The following is a 19,542-nucleotide window of genomic DNA, read 5'->3' as shown; positions in this document are numbered from 1 at the left end:
AGTTTAAGCAATCATGTTTCAGAAATTTATAGACAGGCCTGTACTTTCAACGGTTATTTCCATCTTATTGGTAATAGTTGGTATACTTGGCCTAACAAAGTTGCCCTTAGAGCGCTTTCCAAATATCGCACCTCCGTCGGTATTGGTAACTGCGGTGTACCCTGGGGCTAATGCCGAAACCATTTTACGTTCGGTAACGCCATCATTGGAGGAAGCAATTAACGGTGTGGAGAATATGACCTACATGACCTCCAGCGCCAGTAACGATGGTACCCTGGCCATCACGGTTTACTTTCAACAAGGTACCAACCCCGATCAGGCAGCTGTTAACGTGCAGAACCGTGTTTCGCAGGCCACCAGTCAATTGCCTGCAGAGGTTGTACAATACGGTATCACCACTACCAAACAGCAAAACAGTTTTATTGGCGCTATCGGAGTTTACTCTGAAGATCCCAAAAAATACGATGCCGTTTTTGTAAATAACTATGCGCAGATCAATATCATTCCCGAACTTAAACGGATTCCAGGGGTAGGTTCGGCCAGTGTATTCGGTGGGATTAAAGATTATTCAATGCGCATTTGGTTAAACCCAAGTCAGTTGGCTACCTACAAAATTACACCTAACGAAGTGATCACTGCCATTCAGGATAAAAACCTGGAAGCGGCCCCTGGTCGGTTTGGGGAAAGAAGTAGTGAGGCCTTTGAATATATCATTAAATATAAAGGTAAACTGACCAAACCAGAGGAATATCAAAATATTGCGATCCGTTCTAATTCAGATGGTTCTATATTACGTTTAAAAGATGTGGCCCGTGTTGAACTGGGCGCATACAGTTATGGTAGTGTAAACCGTTTAAACGGACACGATGGGATTACCATCGGGGTAATCCAGTTATCAGGTTCTAATGCCAACGAAATCCAGATTGCGATTGACAAACTGTTGGCAAAACTATCAAAAGATTTCCCTGCAGGTATTAAATACAACCAGTTTTACCGTACTAAAACCGATCTGGACGAATCCATTAATCAGGTAGAACACACTTTGATCGAAGCCTTTTTACTGGTATTTATCGTGGTATTTATCTTCCTTCAGGATTTCAGGTCTACCTTAATTCCGGCTATTGCGGTTCCGGTAGCGATTATTGGTACTTTCTTTTTCATGCAACTGTTCGGCTTCTCTGTTAACCTTTTAACCCTGTTCGCACTGGTGCTGGCCATTGGTATTGTGGTAGATGATGCGATTGTGGTGGTAGAAGCGGTGCATGCCAAAATGGAAGAAAATCCTTCACTTAGTCCGAAAGAGGCAACCACCCAGGCGATGAGTGAAATTACCGGGGCGATTATATCAATCACATTGGTAATGGCAGCGGTATTTTTACCGGTTGGTTTTATGACGGGCTCAACAGGGATCTTCTACAAACAGTTCGCTTTAACCATGGCGATAGCCATCATTATATCAGCTGTTAACGCCTTAACCTTAAGTCCTGCATTGGCAGCCTTATTTTTAAAGAATAAACATGCAGAAGGCGGGCACAAAGCACCTAAAAAAGGTTTTGTAGAAAAGTTTTATGCAGGTTTTAACGGTGGGTTTAATTACATGACCAACCGGTATGTTGGCGGTTTGAAAGTGCTTATCCGTAATAAATGGATCAGTATGGGCGGGCTTGCCTTAATCGTTCTGGTTACCGTTTTCCTGGTAGGCAGAACCAAAACAGGTTTTATCCCGACAGAGGATCAGGGTTTTGTGGCGATAGCCGTGGCCAGTCCATCAGGAACATCATTGGCCAATACCAATAAAATGTTAAAACAGGCTGAAGCAGAGTTGAGAGCGATGCCATCAGCAAGATTTGTGATGTCGTTGGCGGGTTATAACTTTTTAACCGCATCCAACAGTCCATCGGCCGGACAGATTTTCTTATTGTTAAAACCAAACGATGAAAGAGGAGAAGTTAAAAACATCGATGAGATCCAAAATATTGTAAGGGCCAAAATGGCGGCCATATCTGCCGGTACCTTCTTTGTATTCAGTTTCCCTACGGTTCCGGGCTTTAGTAATGTGGAAGCCATGAACGTGATGTTACAGGATAAAACGAATGGCAGGCTGGATAAATTTAGTGGTGTAGCGAATAACTTTATCGCTAAGTTAATGGCGAAACCGGCTATTGCTTATGCTTTTACTTCTTATAAAGCAGATTATCCGCAGTTACAACTGGATGTGAACGACGAAAAGGCCGATCAGCTGGGGGTAAGCAAAAAAGATATCTTACAAACCATGCAGACGTATTTTGGTACGGCACAGGCCTCAGATTTTAACCGCTTTGGTAAATATTACCGGGTAGTGGTTCAGGCCGATGTTGCCGACAGAACCGATCCTGCGAGTATTGATCGTGTATTTGTGAAAAACAAGGCCGGTGAAAGTGTGCCCATCAGTACCCTGGTTAAATTAACCCGTGTGTATGGCTCTGAAACGGCTTCGCGTTATAACCTGTTTAACTCGATCGAGGTAAATGCGATCCCTAAACCAGGTTTTAGTTCTGGTGATGCGATTAAAGCGATAGAAGAAACGGCTAAAGAACAATTGCCAACTGGATATGCCTATGAATTCTCCGGACAAACACGTGAGGAGATTTCTTCAGGTGGACAATCTACAGTGATATTCCTGCTTTGTTTGGTATTTGTGTACTTCCTGTTATCTGCACAGTACGAAAGTTACATCTTGCCATTGGCGGTAATCCTTTCTATCCCTACAGGTGTATTTGGTGTGTTTGTGGTATTGGGTTTAACCGGTATCGAAAATAACATTTATGTACAGGTAGCACTGATTATGTTGATCGGGTTGCTGGCTAAAAACGCCATCCTGATTGTGGAGTTTGCCGTGCAGCGACGAAAGGCAGGACTCAGTTTGGTTGATTCGGCCATTGAAGCCGCGCGATTGAGGATCAGACCGATTATTATGACTTCACTGGCCTTTGTGTTCGGTTTATTCCCGATGAGTATTGCAACAGGTCCATCGGCACAGGGTAACCACTCCATCAGTATCGGTGCAGCAGGCGGGATGGTATCGGGTGTAGTGTTAGGTTTGTTCATCATTCCGGTACTTTTTGTCATCTTCCAGGCTTTACAGGAAAAAATATCAAAAAAATCAAAAAATGAGGTTGTTCAGCACCATGGAGAACCTGTAAATAATAATCATGTAGTTTATGAAACGGTTTAATATTATTACCATCCTGCTCCTTGCTTTAATATGGAGCGGATGTTCGGTTTCGAAAGATACAGCCTTGCCAAATGTAGCACCAGGCTTATTCAGAAACGCATTGCCAAAAGATTCTTCGAGCATCGGCACGATGCCCCTGAAGAGTTTCATCAACGACCTTACTGTTCAGAATTTAATTGATACAGCTTTGGTTAAAAATTACGATATGCAGATTGCATTGAAAAATATCGATGCAGCAGAAGTATTGTTCAAACAATCTAAACTGGGTTATTTACCTGAACTGAAATTGCAGGTGGCAGCGAGTTCGAGCCGCCCGTCTGATAACAGTTTAAATGGTTTAAGCCTGAACCAGTTTACTGGCTCAACACACATCGAAGATTACAATGCGAACCTGGGTGTGGTTTGGGAAGCTGATATCTGGGGCAAAATCCGTAATCAAAAAGCTGGCGCTTTAGCCAGTTTTTTGCAGACCGAGGAAGCTCGTAAAGCAGTTCAAACGCGTTTGGTGGCCAATGTGGCGCAAGGTTATTACAACTTGTTAATGTTGGATGCACAATTGGAAATCGCGAAAAAGAACTTAAAGCTTAACGACAGCACCCTGAGGATTATCAATTTACAGTTCGATGCTGGTCAGGTAACCTCATTGGCCATCCAGCAGGCGCAGGCACAACAACTAAATGCGGCACAGTTAATCCCTCGTTTAGAGCAAAATGTAACCTTACAGGAAAATGCTTTAAGTGTATTGATTGGTACTTTGCCTAAAGCCATTAACCGCGAAAGCCGTTTAGATAAAATGATTATCCCGCAGGATTTAAACGCAGGTTTTCCTTCATCGATGTTAAGCCGCAGGCCTGATATTAAAAGTGCAGAACTGGCTTTAACCATTGCCAATGCAAAGGTTGGGGTGGCGAAAGCCAGTTTATATCCCTCGCTGGTGATTACCGCAAGCGGAGGCATCAACTCTTTTAAAGCCAGCAACTGGTTTAATGTACCGGCATCTTTATTCGGTTTGGTTGGGGCAGGGATCACACAACCGATTTTTCAAAGAGGTCAGTTAAAAACTTCTTTGGAGTTGGCAAAAATCGACCGTGAGAAATCGGTGATCCAGTTCCGTCAGTCGGTATTGAATGCAGTTGGCGAGGTGTCTGACGAGTTAACGAAAGTAGAGAAGTTAAAAGCGCAATACAGCATCGCTGAAAAAAGAGCGCAGACTTTACAACAGGCTTCAAGAAATGCAAGTTTGTTGTTTAAAAGCGGTATGGCGAACTACCTGGAGGTAATTACGGCGCAGGGCAATTTATTGCAGAGCGAACTGGAATTAACCACCATTAAAACAGAGCAGCTTAATGCTGTGGTAGGTTTGTACCGCTCATTAGGCGGCGGCTGGAATTAATTTGCAAAAACCTATATCTAAACCTATAAGGTTTTAAAGACTTTATAGGTTTTTGTATAAATTTAGGCACTAAGGACGCGAGGTTCTTGGTGCTTTTTTTGTTTGATGCTGTCATCCTGAGCGCAGCGAAGGATCTTTTGATCGAAGATTCTTCACTTCGTTCAGAATGACAATTAAAAGGTTTTTCCCCTTTTGCTCAGGCTTGCCTCGGCTACCGATGAAAAATCGGTACAGGTCCACCGCCGCCGAGGGCTCTTTCTTTTGGCTTGGCCCAAAAGAAACAAAAATCCAAGGCTTGGATCTGATGTCGGATAAATTCGTCAAAGCTTTGAGGTCGTCAGCACAAGCCCCCGATGAAGGATCGGGGAGGGCGTGCTGCCTCTGGGCTGTGGTAGGTTGAAAGGAGGTGCAAAAGCTTTAACGTTTTCTCCTTCCATCATATCCCAGGCCGTATAGCAGGGAGCAGATAGCGCGGAGCAGAAACAGGCATCCGTAGATTTATTCCTCTGAAACTATGAGGGAACTCCCCTCCTGATTTAGGAGGGGTTGGGGGTGGTTAGGAAATAATATTGTTCTTGCCCTTTTTCCAGGCTTGCCTTGTTATTTTCTGTCATCCTGAGGTACGAAGGATCTTTTGATCGAAGATTCTTCACTGCGTTCAGAATGACAATTAAAAGGTTTTTCCCCTTCGCTCAGTCTTGCCTCGGCTCACCGCCGCCGAAGGGCTCTTTCTTTTCTCTTGATAGAAAAGAAACAAAAGATCAAGGCTAGGATCTGATGTCGGATAAATTCGTCAAAGCTTTGAGGTCGTCAGCACAAGCCCCGATGAAAAATCGGGGAGGGCGTGCTGCCTCTGGGCTGTGGTAGGTTGAAAGGAGGTGCTAAAGCTTTAACGCTTTCTCCTTCCATCATTTCCCAGGCCGGATAGCAGGGTGCAGATAGAATGAAGCATAGACAGGCATCCGTAAATTTATTTCTCCGAAACTATGAGGGGGGCGCTGGGTCGTCATCTCGACCGTAGCGGAGAGATCTTTGAACTTCATAAACATAGTTCATCATTCTCGCGCATGCGGGAATCTTAAAGCGCTCGCTATTCTTTGCCCTTCGCTCTGCCTTGCCTCGGTTAGCCACCGAAGGGCTTTTACCTTTGGCTTGATCCAAAAGTAACAAACCTGAGCGTAGCGAAAGCATGCCTGCTATTAAAAACAACAAACACAAAGGCATAACTGAAAGGCTTGCATCGTTTTTTATCTGATAATGTTGTTTTTATCGGTATAAAAGATTGCTGCGCAATTCCTTGTAAAAAGCTACGGAAATCTTGATTGCGGCAGCATCGAGGCTCTTACCCTTACTTATCCCATCGCTCCCGCTTTGATCCTGCCTTGGGCTGTGGGTTAATGAGGAGGAACTGCAAAGATTTTCGTGCTTTTTCCGGCGGAAATCTGCCAGGCCGGATAGCAGGGAGCAGATAGCTTGGAGCGGATCGCATGGCGCAGAGACAGGCATCCGTAGAATTATTCCTCTGAAACTATGAGGGGAACTCCCCTCCTGATTTAGGAGGGGCGGGGGTGGTTAGGAAATAATATTTATTCTTTGCCCTTTTTCCAGGCTTGCCTTGTTATTTTCTGTCATCCTGAGGTACGAAGGATCTTTTGATTTAAAGATTCTTCACTGCGTTCAGAATGACAATTAAAGGTTTTTCCCCTAGCTCGGGCTTGCTTTAGGCACTTAGCTTATATGGCCCTTTATTTCTTATATGGTTGATTTTTTGGAAAGCAGGTTTTGTGCTAGTCGGTTCCGGTAGTCCCGCTGTCCGTTTTATCCTGATGAAGAATCAGGATGCTCACTTCCATCGGGTTTAGTTTAATCAGGGCAGTGCTTTGGATGTACCATCGCTTGATTTTAATGAACAGCAAGGCACCAGGTATCGGCATGTTGGTGTGGATACTTTTTGTAAGAATATATTTGTCATCCTGAGGATTAATTAATTGTTTAAAATCAATATGAGTGACGTATAATTGTCTTCTCTTGTCCCAGGGCTCGGTCTTGCCTCGGCTCGCCGCCGCCGAGGGCTCTTACTTTTTCCTTGATGAAAAAGGTAACCAAAAATCAAGGCTTGGATCTGATGTCGGATAAATTCGTCAAAGCTTTGAGGTCGTCAGCACAAGCCCCGATGAAAAATCGGGGAGGGAGTGCTGCCTCTGGGTAGTGGTAGGTTGAAAGGAGGTGCAAAAGCTTTAACGTTTTCTCCTTCCATCATATCCCAGGCCGGATAGCGAGGTGCAGATAGCATGAAGTATAGACAGGCATCCGTAAATTTATTCCTCTGAAACTGTGAGGGGCACGCAGTATCGTCATACTACCGTAGTGGAGAGATCTTTGGACTTTCTAATACGGCCGCCATTACCGCGCAGGCGGGAACCATAAGACCTGAGCTCCTAAATATTCCGGTGTTTTGTAAGCTAATCTCCATACCTTTTCCATAGCCCAATACTGAGTCAGCTATATACCAAAGTAACCCTTAGTGATGTTGTGCTTTACCTTTTATTTAGCTCATGTTAACCCGCCAACCGAAAGCGATGCAAACCTTTGATAACGCTGACCTTCACCGTAGCTCCGTTTCAACCGAAGCAAAGCCGAAGTTATAGTTAAGTTGGTGTACAGCAGGGGATAAGCAAGCCCGGCCGGAAGGTGGCTTAAACGTGGGGTAAATGTGGCGTGAAGGTGGGGTTTGGAATATTTTTTTTTGGGATTTTTAAATCAGATTGATTAAATTGAGTGATCATCCCTTTTCTTTAACCTAATATACTAAAATTATGGCTAGCCAGAATGGAATTATCAAAATTAACGGACAACTGGGCGATCTTGTTTTTTACAAACGCGGAAATACGGATGTTGTCAGACAAAAAGCTGCCCACAAACAGCAAACCGAAGCGAGCAAAAAAAGCAGTCGAGATTTTGGCAGCGCCAGCAGAAATGCTGCTTACATGCGGAAAGCATTTGCACCGCTGGTTAAACTTTATGCCTATGGCGATCTCCTGAATCGACTGAACAAACGTTTTATCGAAATCTTTAAAACCATCCCAGCCGAACATGCAGGAAATAAAAGGTTGATTGATGGTGACATCACTTTGCTTAAGGGTTTCGAATTTAACAGCAGCAAGTCCCTCGAACAGTTGTGGCTTCGCGAAACGGTTTTGTGCATAGAACCCGATGGATTAGTAAAACTTATTCTGCCTAAGTGCGAAATAAAATCGCTCCTGAAACCACATCCTAAGGCTACTGAAGCACGATTGCAGGTGATGGGCTTTCATTTTGAACTGAATGATCGGGGCGGCTACGAAATTATGGAAGTAAATGACCTGGTTATACCTTTAAATAACGGCCATTTTCCGAAAACAACCTTAACGTTAGGCCTGAATCACCAGGGCGATAAAGCGTTGATTTTCGCCATGGGCATTTCATTTTTTACCGCTGCTGCCCGCTTTGCCGACCGGCGTTATTATGCGGGTAAAATTATTCACGCCCTGCATGTAAAGGATGGTATAATCGTTGATTTTGTAGCGCAACCTAAAGTGGAAAGCGAAGTAATAGAGCAGGGCGATAAGTTAAGCTGGGTGGTAGAGGAGGGGTGAGTTTGTTGTTATTTAGTCTCGGGTTTAATTAAAAATAGGTTAATTTACCCTTGTTTAGGGTACGTGAAACCGTATAGTATATTTAAAAAAATTATCAAATTCGACGCTTGTTTTATCGATGGTATTTAGTTTAATCATTTAAAAAAACGCTACTTTGTAGCCTTAAAATCATATAATGAATTACGGAACCCGGATAGCCTCTGTACATAGTGGATTAGTTTATTTACTGGTGATGCAGGTGGTGGCGAATTAACATCCGCAGGTATAGCACCGTGAAATTTTAAACCTTGCTTAATATGAATTCTGAATTAATTTTATACCAATCTGAAGATGGGCAAACTAAAATACAAACTCGTTTAGAAGATGAAACCGTTTGGCTTACGCAAGCACAGCTCATTGAGTTGTTTGGTAAAGCTAAATCTACCATTAGCGAACACATTAAAAATATTTTTGAGGAGGGTGAATTAGAGGAACATTCAGTTGTTCGGAATTTCCGAACAACTGCTGCAGACGGAAAAGAGTACCAAACCAATCATTATAACCTCGATGTAATTATCTCTGTAGGCTATCGTGTAAAAAGCTTGCAGGGTACCAAATTTAGGCAATGGGCAACCGCCAGACTGAGAGAATATATTGTTAAAGGTTTTACCATGAACGATGAACTGCTGAAACAAGCAGGTGGTGGCGATTACTTTGATGAGTTATTGGCTCGCATTAGAGACATTCGCTCATCTGAAAAAGTATTTTGGCGCAAAGTATTTGGATGTTTATGCCACGAGTATAGATTACGACCCGAATACCGAAACCTCGCAAACCTTTTTTAAAACCATACAAAACAAAATGCATTGGGCAGCACACGGACAAACTGCTGCAGAAGTGGTTTATAGCAGAATTGATGCTGCAAAACCTTTTTTAGGCTTAACCAACTTTAAAGGCCTACAGCCTACCCAACAAGAAATTGCTGTAGCCAAAAATTACTTAAACGAGCAAGAACTCAATGTGCTTAACCGAATGGTAACGGCTTATTTGGAGGTAGCCGAATTACAAGCCTTAAACCGCAAACCCATGCACATGCAAGATTGGCTGCAACGAGTTGACGACTTTTTGCAAATGACGGGTAATGATATTTTAACCCATGCCGGTACGGTTAGTCACCAACAAGCTTTAAACAAAGCCAAAGAAGAATACACGAGCTATAAAGAAAGCCTGAAAAACGAACTCTCTAAAGCAGAGCAAGACTTCGTAAAACATTTGGAACAAAGCACTAAACAGCTTAGAAATAAGAATGATGGAAATTAAGCTGAAGAGATACGAAGCCTATAAAAATTCTGGTGTAGAATGGTTGGGAGATACCACAAAGGCGATAAAGCTTTAATCTTCGCCATGGGCATTTCATTTTTTACCGGTGCTGCCCGCTTTGCCGACCGGCGTTATTATGCGGGTAAAATTATTCACGCCCTGCATGTAAAGGATGGTGTAATTGTCGATTTTGTGGCGGAACCTAAAGTGGAAAGGGAGGTAATGGAGCAGGCGGATAAGTTAAGCTGGGTCGTAGAGGAGGAGTGAGTTTGGTTGATTTTTTTTTTGAGGAAGTACGGGAAACCGTAGGGAGAGATGGTGTGAATTGAAGAGGTTTGATGAACGAAATATTTCGTAAGGTAATTAGGCTAATAGCTTATAAATAACAAAAAATATTTTAGACAATAAATGAGTAGTTCGAAAAAAATTAATTGAAATCTAAATAATAATTATAATTTTTGATCAATCTCAAAATTAAATTAACGCAATCAAAATGTATCATCCCCAATTTGCCAACCCTTTATTAGGGGCATGGACTTATCGTATTTCTCACCCACCATATCCAGGCAAAGTAATTCAATGTTTTTGAAAGAAATTATTTTGCATAAAGGAAGTCTATTGCGTTAAAACCCTTTAAAAAACTCATTACTATATGGAATTAGATAAAATAACAGAACTATTTGGAGAATTGGAAACGAAAATTGGTTTCGTAGATGAGATAAATGCCCGATTTGGCAAGACCTTAGCACTTGATTTCAATTCTTTGGATTTTTGGCGCATTGATGAAAACAAGGTGTCTGAAATACTTGCTTTCTTTCTTGATCCACTTGAGCGCCATCATCAAGGTGATCTTTATCTGAAATTATTTATCGAACATTTTGATCTTGATTTTACCTATTCGAATGTAAAGGAAATTAAAGTCGAAACTGAAAGGGTTATAGATTTTAATAGGAGGATAGATGTTTTTTTAAGTTATAATGGCAATGAAAAACTCATTGCCATAGAAAATAAGATCAGAAGCGGAACCAAAGATCAGGAAAACCAGATAGCCGACTATATCAATTATCTTAAAAGATTAAATAACGATAATTTTCATTTGCTCTATCTGGCACCTAAAGAGAAAGTTTTATCAGATAAAAGTATTAGTGCCGAAGAAAGAAAACTTTATATAGATGATAAGAAATTAATTCTGATCAACTACGAAGATAATATGGTAGACCTTATCCACAAATTTGCCATTCACTCGGAAAACGATCGGGTAAGGGCTTTTTTATTAGATTTTGAACGTAAACTTAGACAAATGTATTTAGGAATGGATAATATTAATGATGCCAAAATTATTTCCCAATTTATAGCGCAAAGAGAAGAAAATATTAACCTGGCATTTAAAATAGCTGGTTCTTTGAAAGATTTGAAAGAAAGTTTAGAGTTACTGCTTAATCAGCAAATGTATGAACTGGCTGAAGAATTTGATATAGAGTACGTAGCCGCAAATTCGCATTTTGCGTTGAAAAATTTGAGTAACCACTATGTGAAGCTCAATTTTGAAATGGGGGGGATTATTTATGGCATTGTGAAAACACCTGATCGATATCAACATGAGCCAAATAGATATAGCATTCAGAAAATTGAAAATCTATTCCCTAACAAGTTCAAATCTTCGCAATGGTGGCCGCTTTACGATTTTATGTACGAGCAGATTGATGCCAACCCAGAATTTTGGATTGATGTTAAAAAAGGCGTGATAAAGAAAAAAATGAGAGATTTTATTTCTAATGTGATCGATAAAACAGAATTGGAAGCTTAATCATTTATTCAATAATTGATTAAAATATCGCTTAACTGGCAAATAATTAACTGATTAAATGGGACTTTAATACAACGATGAGAAAAAAATATAATGACCTAAATCATCTTCAGATTGGGCGGTTGGGTGAATATTGGGTAAAGCTATTATTTACATCCCATAATCTGGATGTTTATTATTCTGATATTGACGATAAAGCTATCGACTTCGTTATTCGATTAGATAATGCAAAACATGTAGATGTGCAGGTTAAAACTATCCGAACTTCCAAAACAAATTATGTTTTCATTACTAAGGAAAGTTGGAAAGAAACCGAAATTACGAGAGAAAATCTCTATATGGCATTAGTCCTGCTCACAGAAGATGAGCATCCTCAAACGTTTCTTATTCCATGTTCTGCATGGCTTACACCTAATAGTTTATTATGCGATAGAAAATATCAGGAGAGCGGTAAAAAAAGCAAGGATGAATGGGGCGTAAATATTTCAGTAAAGAATATGCCTTTGCTGAAACAGTATCATGCTGATGAACAAATTGAAAAGATAAAGCAATCAAAAGTGGTAGTCTAAATCTAATTTAGTAACAGAATTCAATATTTGAAAGGATATTCTTAAATTGGGCATCATTAGCCTTATGACCGAAGAAATAACAGCAGCATTATTAAAGTTTAGAGACGAGCGCGATTGGGCCCAGTTTCACAATCCTAAAGATTTAGCACTTGCCTTAAATATTGAAGCAGCAGAGTTGCTCGAATTATTTTTGTGGAAAAATGCGGAGGATGCAAATGTTGATAAGATAAAAGAAGAATTGGCTGATGTTTTTTCTTATGCGCTGTTGTTGGCCGAAAAATACAATCTGGATGTAAAACAGATTATCCTCGATAAAATTAAACTTAACGATGCCAAGTACCCAGTTGATAAGGCAAAAGGTACTGCTAAAAAATATGATGAGCTATAAATGAGTAAGCGTTATCTAATCAGCACGTCTGAATTTTCCGAACAAAGTTTAACAGATCTAAGTTTAAAACATCAGAATTTTTTATCCTGGCCATTAGTTTACTTTTTAAGTGAAAACAATAAATATGAAGCTTACGTTGGGGAGACTACCGACCTTGTTAGTCGGATGAAAGCCCATTTAAAAAGTGATCATAGAAAAAATCTTAAATCAGCACATTTAATTACAAGTGATCTTTTTAACAAATCTGCAACGCTTGATATTGAATCTAATTTAATAAAATACATAGCTGCCGATGGCCGTTACCAGTTACAGAATGGTAATTTGGGTATTGCTAACCATCATTTTTACCAAAAGAAGGAACTTTACTGGGAAATATTTAAAGATATTTGGTCTGAACTCCGAACGCTGGGTATTACCAGACATTCTTTAGAATATATTGATAATAGCGACCTTTTTAAATATTCGCCATATAAAAGTTTGTCGGATGAACAGGTTACTGGTTTAAAAACGATACTTAATTGTTTGTTAGATGATCGGGCCAAGGTGAGTTTAATTGAAGGTGGTGCCGGGACAGGAAAGAGTATTTTAGCTATATTTTTATTTAAACTCTTAAAAACAGATACCGAAGATTTTAATTTTACTGATTTTGATGAGAATGATCTGGAACTTTTTGATTTATTTAAAAAAGTTAAGGAACAATACAGTCATTTAGAAATGGCTTTAGTAGTGCCTATGTCCTCGTTTAGAAAAACAATAGAAAAAGTTTTTAAAGGGATTAAAGGGTTAAAATCAAATATGGTTATCGGGCCTGCTGATGTGGCTAAAAAGAAATATGATTTATTAATTGTTGATGAATCACATCGTTTAAGGCAAAGAGTGAATTTGGGCGCTTATTTTGGTGCCTTTGATAAAAACTGTGAAGCACTAGGTTTCGATAAAATGACGAGTTCTGAGCTGGACTGGGTTTTAAAACAAGCCAATAAAAGCATCCTATTTTATGATGAACAGCAAAGCATAAAACCTTCGGATGTATCAGCCATTGCATTTAATAATTTAAAACAAAAAGCCGGTACCCGTTACAAAATATTAAAAACTCAATTTAGGGTAAAGGGTGGTGCAGAATACGTTAAATTTATTCAAGGTTTGTTTACTGAGCAAAATAAGGCATTAAAACCTTATACCCCTGGTTTAAATTATGAGTCATATCTCTACGAATCTTTAGATGATATGGTGAATGATATCAAATTGAAAGATCAGCAATTCGGCTTATCGAGATTAGTTGCCGGTTTTGCCTGGAAATGGATTTCAAAGAAAGATAAAAGCAAATTTGATATTGTTATCGAGGATACAAGGTTGCAGTGGAATGCTGTAACCGTTGATTGGGTAAATACACCAAATGCCATAAATGAAGTTGGTTGTATACATACTATTCAAGGCTACGATCTAAATTATACTGGCGTAATTATTGGGCCTGAAATTGGCTATGATCCTATATCAGAAAAACTAATTATTCATAATCAACTATATCAGGATAAAAATGGTAAAAACTCTATTAGAGATCCTGAGATATTAAAAAGCTATATTATTAATATTTATAAAACCATTTTATTGAGAGGAATTAATGGAACTTTTATTTACGTTTGCGACCCAGCACTGCGTAACCATTTTAAAAAGTTTTGGCGGTTAAAAGAAACCTTAGCTGAAGTTAAGCCGCTAAACATACATCCGAACAAAATCAATGGGCAATGCATTCCTTTTTATGATTTGAATATTGCTGCGGGTTCATTTTCCGATTATCAGCAAGTTGAAGATATTAGCTATTTGGAATTGCCTGAAAGCTTAAAGGCGAATGCGGATCTATTTGCTTGCAAGATTGTTGGCGAATCTATGAATAAAATTATTCCTAACGGATCAATCGCGTTATTTAAAAAATATAGTGGAGGCTCACGTAATGGATTGATTTGCTTAGTCGAATCAACCAATATCTATGATAAAGAATTAGGTGGTCAGTATACTATTAAAGAATACAGAAGCAAGAAAACCCAAACTGATAATAGTTGGGTGCATGAAGAAATTACCTTACATCCCTTATCGACCGATGAGTATTTTAAGCCCCTCGTTTTAAGAGATGAAGAAACTATTGATTTAAAGGTTATAGGGATTTTTCAAAAAGTGTTGCCTTAACAGATTATTTTAAATAAAAATTTTCTCTCCATACGGAAACCCGTAATTTTTACATCTCATGGTCTGTATCTTAGTGCCATGAAAAAATTTTATTATATCCTGTTTTTAAGTATTGGTATACTGGCCTGTAGCAAACAAAATGAAGTTGGGGAAGGTACAGATACCGAAACTTATACACCATGTGGTACCTATAAATCCGGGCAAAAATTATATCAAGGCTCTAAAGGTGGGTGTTTTTATTATAATAGTAATGGTAATAAAACATATGTGGAGAAAAGCGCGTGCAAGTGTTAGTTTACTACACAACCTTCCGTTTGAGTACAAAAGTAGAAGATCTCATAAAGTCATCATACCGCAATTAATCTTGCGATATTTAGGCTCAAGATATCATACAATTTTCATGATGTAACGCTTTACGGTTTCCTGTAAAGCGTCTTATTTTCAGTGTTTTATAGTTTTTTGAAGTTATTAACACAATCTTTAATTTGGTATTGCAGTTGAATCTCATTCCCCGCCATTTTTTGACAATTGAATGATTTTATAATTAATCCTGAACGCAATTGTGTTAATAACTTGTATTAGCCTAGTTTTAAGTTTTACCTATATTGTGTCTTCGTGATAAGACGTAAAGATTAATTTGGGATTATAATAATAAAAAGGCTCAGGAGACTTCGACATATCCTGAGCCCAATAAAATTTATTATTCGCAACTAAGGGAATTAGAAAACGAACATGAGATAGCCTCGTTATTTAGAACGCTGCAAAAGTAAAACTATTATGCTTTTGTACACCATTCAGCTCATATTCTTTTTCTCCTTATTGCCTTGGAGATACCAGCCTTGCAAGCCTTCTGGAAATAATTAAATGTGTCCAATTATTGGACATGGATTCCCTATTATTAAAATTTTTTAGCATGGCTACAAATGGTAAATCAGGCGATAATCGCCGACATGGTGCAGTAAAGGATCGCTCGCAAACTTTTAACCCGACAACCGAACAATGGGTTAAACGAGATGCCGAAACAGGTAAATTTATTGATGTGAAAGAAAACGGAACGCCTTTTAAGGGTATTAGAAAGGAGAAAATTTAAAGATGGCAATCTTTACGATATCCCTTAATCAGTTGGTTGAAGCTAGTGTATCAACATCAAATGCGAAAACTAGAATCGTCAAGCAACAATTAGTTGTAAATCGAATACTTATTATGTGGTATCGATTAGCTAAAAAGAAATTAAAAGAATATTTCATTGATGTTAGAAACATTAAAGTATTAAATGATGCTTTGGCAGAAATTAAAAAACTTCCTGAAGAAAAGAAAAATGCAGCAAGGGATAAGCAAGTTTCTTTAGAAGCAATACAGAAAGTTATTAATATGAAATTTGATAAAATTTTGATTTACGGTTATGAGATATTGAAAATTAAAGATACATCTCTAGAGTTGGATGATATAAGAGTAACAATTAATCCTGATTTAATATTTAGATATATCGAAGATGGAGTAGTAAAAATCGGAGCTTTAAAATACCATGTTTCTAAAACTAAACCATTCGATTTACAACAATCTAGATTAATAGCTAATCTTATTAAACAACTTTTAGAAGAGAAAGTCGCTAATAAAGATGAAGTTGTTGATGAAAAGCTCTGTTGGTCATATGACGTATTTGCTGAAAGACTATTGCATGCTGATAAAGATGCCAATATTAGTAATTCAGAGATCAAAAATCTTTGTATCGAATTAAAAACAATTTTTAAATCACTTAATAACTCTCTATAATCACATGAATAATTTAGTCCTTCCAAAAGTTCTTTCAATTAAATATAATATTGACGGAAATAAAATACTTCAATATTTAGACGACGAAAAGTCATTACCTGATTGTGAACTATTAAGTAAAGAACCATTTGTTGTTTCTGCTGATCAACAACAATATTTAATAACAAACAAAAGAGATGTAATAATGGATGATCATTCTCATATCCTTTTGTCATCAAGAAAGCCAACGAAAAAAGATTTTGAAAGTAATTCTTTAAATCTTACTGAATGGCTTAAACATCCTAAATTAATCAATGTCAATGTTGAAGAAGTATCGCAATCGTGGGTTGGTAATTTTAATTTTATAAAAGAGCAAGAAGAATTTGGTATTAGTGGGCTAAGAGCCCCACAGTTAGGAGCTTTACATTCCATTCTTGCTCATCAACATAATGCAGATGATGTCGGTATTGTTGTAATGCCAACTGGAACTGGGAAAACTGAAACAATGATTTGCGCAATGGTTGTAACTCCATGTAAAAAACTGTTAGTTACTGTTCCATCGGATTCATTAAGAACTCAGCTTTCTTGGAAATTTTTGACTTTAGGACTTCTAAAGAAATTTGGAATTGTTGGAGCAGCAGCCTTAAATCCGATTGTTGGTATTTTAAATTCTAGAATTACAACGGCACAAGAACTAGATGAATTTCTCTCTAAAGTTAATGTAGTCATAACAACGATGAGTATTCTTACAGGAGCAACAGAAGAGCAAAAAGTCATTATGTCAGAGAAGTTTTCCCATTTATTTGTTGATGAAGCTCATCATTCTGAAGCGAGTACCTGGAAGAATTTTATAACCCATTTTAATAAGGAAAAAGTATTTCTATTTACAGCAACACCTTATCGTAATGATGGAAAAAAATTAGTTGGTAAATTTATATTTAACTTTTCACTTAAAAAAGCGCAGCAACAGCATTATTATAAAGAGATTAAATTTTTACCTATTAGAGAATATGATAAATCTAAGGCTGATAAAATGATCGCTGATAGGGCTGTTTCAAAACTTAGAGAGGATAGAGAAAATGGTTACGCTCACATAATCCTTGCTAGGTGTATGTCTAAGCATAGAGCAAATGAAGTCTTTAAATTTTATGAGCAACATGAGGATTTAAATCCAGTAGTTGTTTATACTGGTAAGTCAGGATTAAAAGATATACTTCAAGAAATTAAGGAGAAAAAACATTCGATAATTGTATGTGTGGATATGCTTGGTGAAGGATTTGATTTGCCAGAACTAAAAATTGGAGCAATCCATGATGAACGTCAAAGTATTCCAATTACACTTCAATTTATAGGTAGATTTACGAGAACATCCTATGATGAACTAGGGGAAGCAAGTTTTATAACTAATATGGCTTATCCACCAATTAAAGAGGAGTTAGATCAATTATATTCCAAAGACGCTGATTGGAACTTATTATTGCCCATTTTAAGCGAGGGGGCTGCACAGAAAGAAATAAATTTTAGAGCTTTTTTAGAAGGCTTCAATCATCTTGAAAATTCTATTATACCTTTTCAGAATATAGTGCCAGCATTGAGTACGGTAATTTATAAAAATGGGGGCGATGAATGGAATCCAAATAATTGGCAAGAAGGTGTTACAAATTTGAATACATATGATCATCAATATTATGACCATAACCCTGAAAAAAATACTCTCGTAATCATCCTAGGAAAAGTGACTAGAGTAGAATGGGGAAGTTTCGATGCCGTTCAAGATTTGTCATGGGATATGATTGTGGTTCATTGGGATTTAAGACCTGAAATAAATCGAGTATTTATCAATACATCTATTAAAGGACTTTCTACAGATCCTTTGGTTAAGGCTATCTTCGGAGATGATGCATTTAAGGTTACAGGCATGAATGTGTTTAGAATATTTCATGAAGTGCATCGGCTTTCTCTATTTAATGTTGGAGCAAGGAAAGGGCTTGGAAAAGATATAAGTTTTCAGTCGTTTTATGGAAAAGGAGTTCAAGATGGTTTAAGAATGCTTGAGCAGGGTACATTAATCAAGAACAATATTTTTGGCGTGGGTTATAAAGAAGGTAATAAAGTATCTTTAGGGTGTTCAGTTAAAGGAAAAATATGGTCATATCTTAGAGGGAATCTTGAAGAACTAATAGTTTGGTGTAGAACAATGGGTGAAATTGTAATGAATACGGCAATCAATCCTAATACAGTTCTTGAACACACTTTGGAAATTGAAATTATAAATTCTCGACCAAATGTTACCGCAATAGCAGTCGATTGGCACCCGAGAATGTATGAGTTTTCTGAAAGTAGATACGAATTATATCTAGATGGTATAAGATTTTTTATTTGGGAAATAGAATTAGAACTAATTGAGAACTCTGCGCCTGCTAATCTCACGTTTGCATTAAACACGGAGCAGAAACGAGTTGTTTTTGAACTTGTTCTTGATGAAATTACTGTTAATGGAGAAAGTGTATCTAGGTTTAAGATCAATAAATTAGGAAACTTGACTGCCAGCATTTCTTATGGTTCAAAAAATGAAAATCTAGAAGACTATTTTCAAAATCACACGCCTCTTTTTTGGTTCGCAGATGGTAGTCAATTGATGCAAAATCAATATGTAAAACCTCGAGAAAAGGCTGATGTTATTTCCTTAGATCAAATTTTTAGTCAAACATGGCCTGGTGTTTCAATACACAAAGAATCACAAGGCATTTCTCCATATGTTCAGGACTCAATTCAGTTTAATTTTATCAACCAGATTAAGGATGATTACGAGTTGATTTATGATGATGATGGAAGTGGAGAAATCGCTGACATTATTGGTATAAATGACTCAGCAAATCATATTGACATACATTTATATCATTTAAAATATGCGCGCAATGGACAAATTGGAAATAATATTGAAAACTTTTACCAAGTTTGTGGTCAGGCACAAAAGTCATTAAACTGGAAGTATAGACCAGGGAAAGAATTTTTTGATCATCTTTTTAAACGTAAAACGAAAAGACGTAATGAAAATGAATGTTCTAGATTGATAAAAGGAAGCGAGGAACAATTAGAGTCATTGTTAAATGCAGCAAAATGGACAAAAGAACTTCGTTTTTACATTAATATTGTACAACCAGGGCTTTTGAAAACAGCTGCTTCGTCAGATATTCTTCAGTTATTAGGTACAACTTCGCATTATTTACATACTGTTGGGAATGTTCAGTTAAAGGTTTACACTAGCTAATTAGTCATTAAATAAACAAATACTTATAAT

The 19,542-nt window shown here is 37.9% G+C and carries 15 protein-coding genes; 14 read left to right on the top strand and 1 reads right to left on the bottom strand.

The genetic code is table 11. The annotated features are described in order from the left end of the window. Positions 1-13: 13 nt before the first annotated feature. On the top strand, positions 14-3,214 hold the full coding sequence (locus IM793_RS17460) for an efflux RND transporter permease subunit (protein ID WP_193423561.1): 3,201 nt from the start codon (positions 14-16) through the stop codon (positions 3,212-3,214). Next, complete coding sequence (locus tag IM793_RS17455; RefSeq protein ID WP_193423558.1) at positions 3,201-4,607, top strand: TolC family protein; 1,407 nt, start codon at positions 3,201-3,203, stop codon at positions 4,605-4,607. Before IM793_RS17460 ends, IM793_RS17455 begins: the two co-directional genes overlap by 14 nt. A gap of 1,787 nt (positions 4,608-6,394) precedes the next feature. Here the strand turns inward: IM793_RS17455 and IM793_RS17450 are convergent. After that, positions 6,395-6,541: a hypothetical protein gene (locus IM793_RS17450; protein ID WP_193423556.1), complete on the bottom strand. Its 147-nt coding sequence runs from the start codon at positions 6,539-6,541 to the stop codon at positions 6,395-6,397. An 882-nt stretch (positions 6,542-7,423) separates the two neighbouring features. Here IM793_RS17450 and IM793_RS17445 point away from each other — a divergent pair. The 12 genes from IM793_RS17445 (at position 7,424) to IM793_RS17395 (ending at position 19,512) form a co-directional block, all read left to right on the top strand. Next, positions 7,424-8,242 carry a hypothetical protein gene (locus tag IM793_RS17445; protein WP_193423554.1) on the top strand — a complete coding sequence of 273 codons (819 nt, stop codon included), beginning with the start codon at positions 7,424-7,426 and terminating at the stop codon, positions 8,240-8,242. 296 nt (positions 8,243-8,538) lie between these two features. Next, complete coding sequence (locus tag IM793_RS25015; RefSeq protein WP_255512110.1) at positions 8,539-9,066, top strand: virulence RhuM family protein; 528 nt, start codon at positions 8,539-8,541, stop codon at positions 9,064-9,066. Beyond that, positions 9,002-9,541 (top strand): RhuM family protein, encoded by a 540-nt coding sequence (gene rhuM, locus IM793_RS25010; protein WP_255512109.1) that lies wholly within the window; start codon positions 9,002-9,004, stop codon positions 9,539-9,541. The genes IM793_RS25015 and rhuM overlap by 65 nt, the downstream gene beginning before the upstream one ends. Positions 9,542-9,580: 39 nt before the next feature. Beyond that, positions 9,581-9,808: a hypothetical protein gene (locus IM793_RS17435; RefSeq protein WP_193423552.1), complete on the top strand. Its 228-nt coding sequence runs from the start codon at positions 9,581-9,583 to the stop codon at positions 9,806-9,808. A 385-nt stretch (positions 9,809-10,193) separates the two neighbouring features. Further along, positions 10,194-11,348, top strand: coding sequence for a PD-(D/E)XK nuclease family protein (locus IM793_RS17430; RefSeq protein WP_193423550.1), 1,155 nt, complete (start codon positions 10,194-10,196; stop codon positions 11,346-11,348). A 77-nt stretch (positions 11,349-11,425) separates the two neighbouring features. Next, positions 11,426-11,917, top strand: coding sequence for a DUF4365 domain-containing protein (locus tag IM793_RS17425; protein ID WP_193423548.1), 492 nt, complete (start codon positions 11,426-11,428; stop codon positions 11,915-11,917). A 64-nt stretch (positions 11,918-11,981) separates the two neighbouring features. After that, positions 11,982-12,305, top strand: coding sequence for a nucleotide pyrophosphohydrolase (locus tag IM793_RS17420; protein ID WP_193423546.1), 324 nt, complete (start codon positions 11,982-11,984; stop codon positions 12,303-12,305). Next, positions 12,306-14,489 carry a DNA/RNA helicase domain-containing protein gene (locus IM793_RS17415; protein ID WP_193423544.1) on the top strand — a complete coding sequence of 728 codons (2,184 nt, stop codon included), beginning with the start codon at positions 12,306-12,308 and terminating at the stop codon, positions 14,487-14,489. 78 nt (positions 14,490-14,567) lie between these two features. Then, a complete protein-coding gene (locus IM793_RS17410) occupies positions 14,568-14,783 on the top strand; it encodes a hypothetical protein (protein ID WP_193423542.1) in 216 nt (71 codons plus the stop codon). A gap of 619 nt (positions 14,784-15,402) precedes the next feature. Continuing rightward, positions 15,403-15,579 carry a hypothetical protein gene (locus IM793_RS17405; protein ID WP_193423540.1) on the top strand — a complete coding sequence of 59 codons (177 nt, stop codon included), beginning with the start codon at positions 15,403-15,405 and terminating at the stop codon, positions 15,577-15,579. Positions 15,580-15,581: 2 nt separating this feature from the next. Beyond that, positions 15,582-16,262, top strand: a complete 681-nt coding sequence (locus IM793_RS17400) for a hypothetical protein (RefSeq protein ID WP_193423538.1) — start codon at positions 15,582-15,584, stop codon at positions 16,260-16,262. A gap of 4 nt (positions 16,263-16,266) precedes the next feature. Then, positions 16,267-19,512 (top strand): DEAD/DEAH box helicase, encoded by a 3,246-nt coding sequence (locus tag IM793_RS17395; RefSeq protein ID WP_193423536.1) that lies wholly within the window; start codon positions 16,267-16,269, stop codon positions 19,510-19,512. Positions 19,513-19,542 lie beyond the last annotated feature (30 nt).

Source organism: Pedobacter sp. MR2016-19, from assembly GCF_014947265.1.
In the GTDB taxonomy this organism is placed as follows: Bacteria; Bacteroidota; Bacteroidia; order Sphingobacteriales; family Sphingobacteriaceae; genus Pedobacter.
This window is presented reverse-complemented; position numbering and strand designations above follow the sequence as displayed.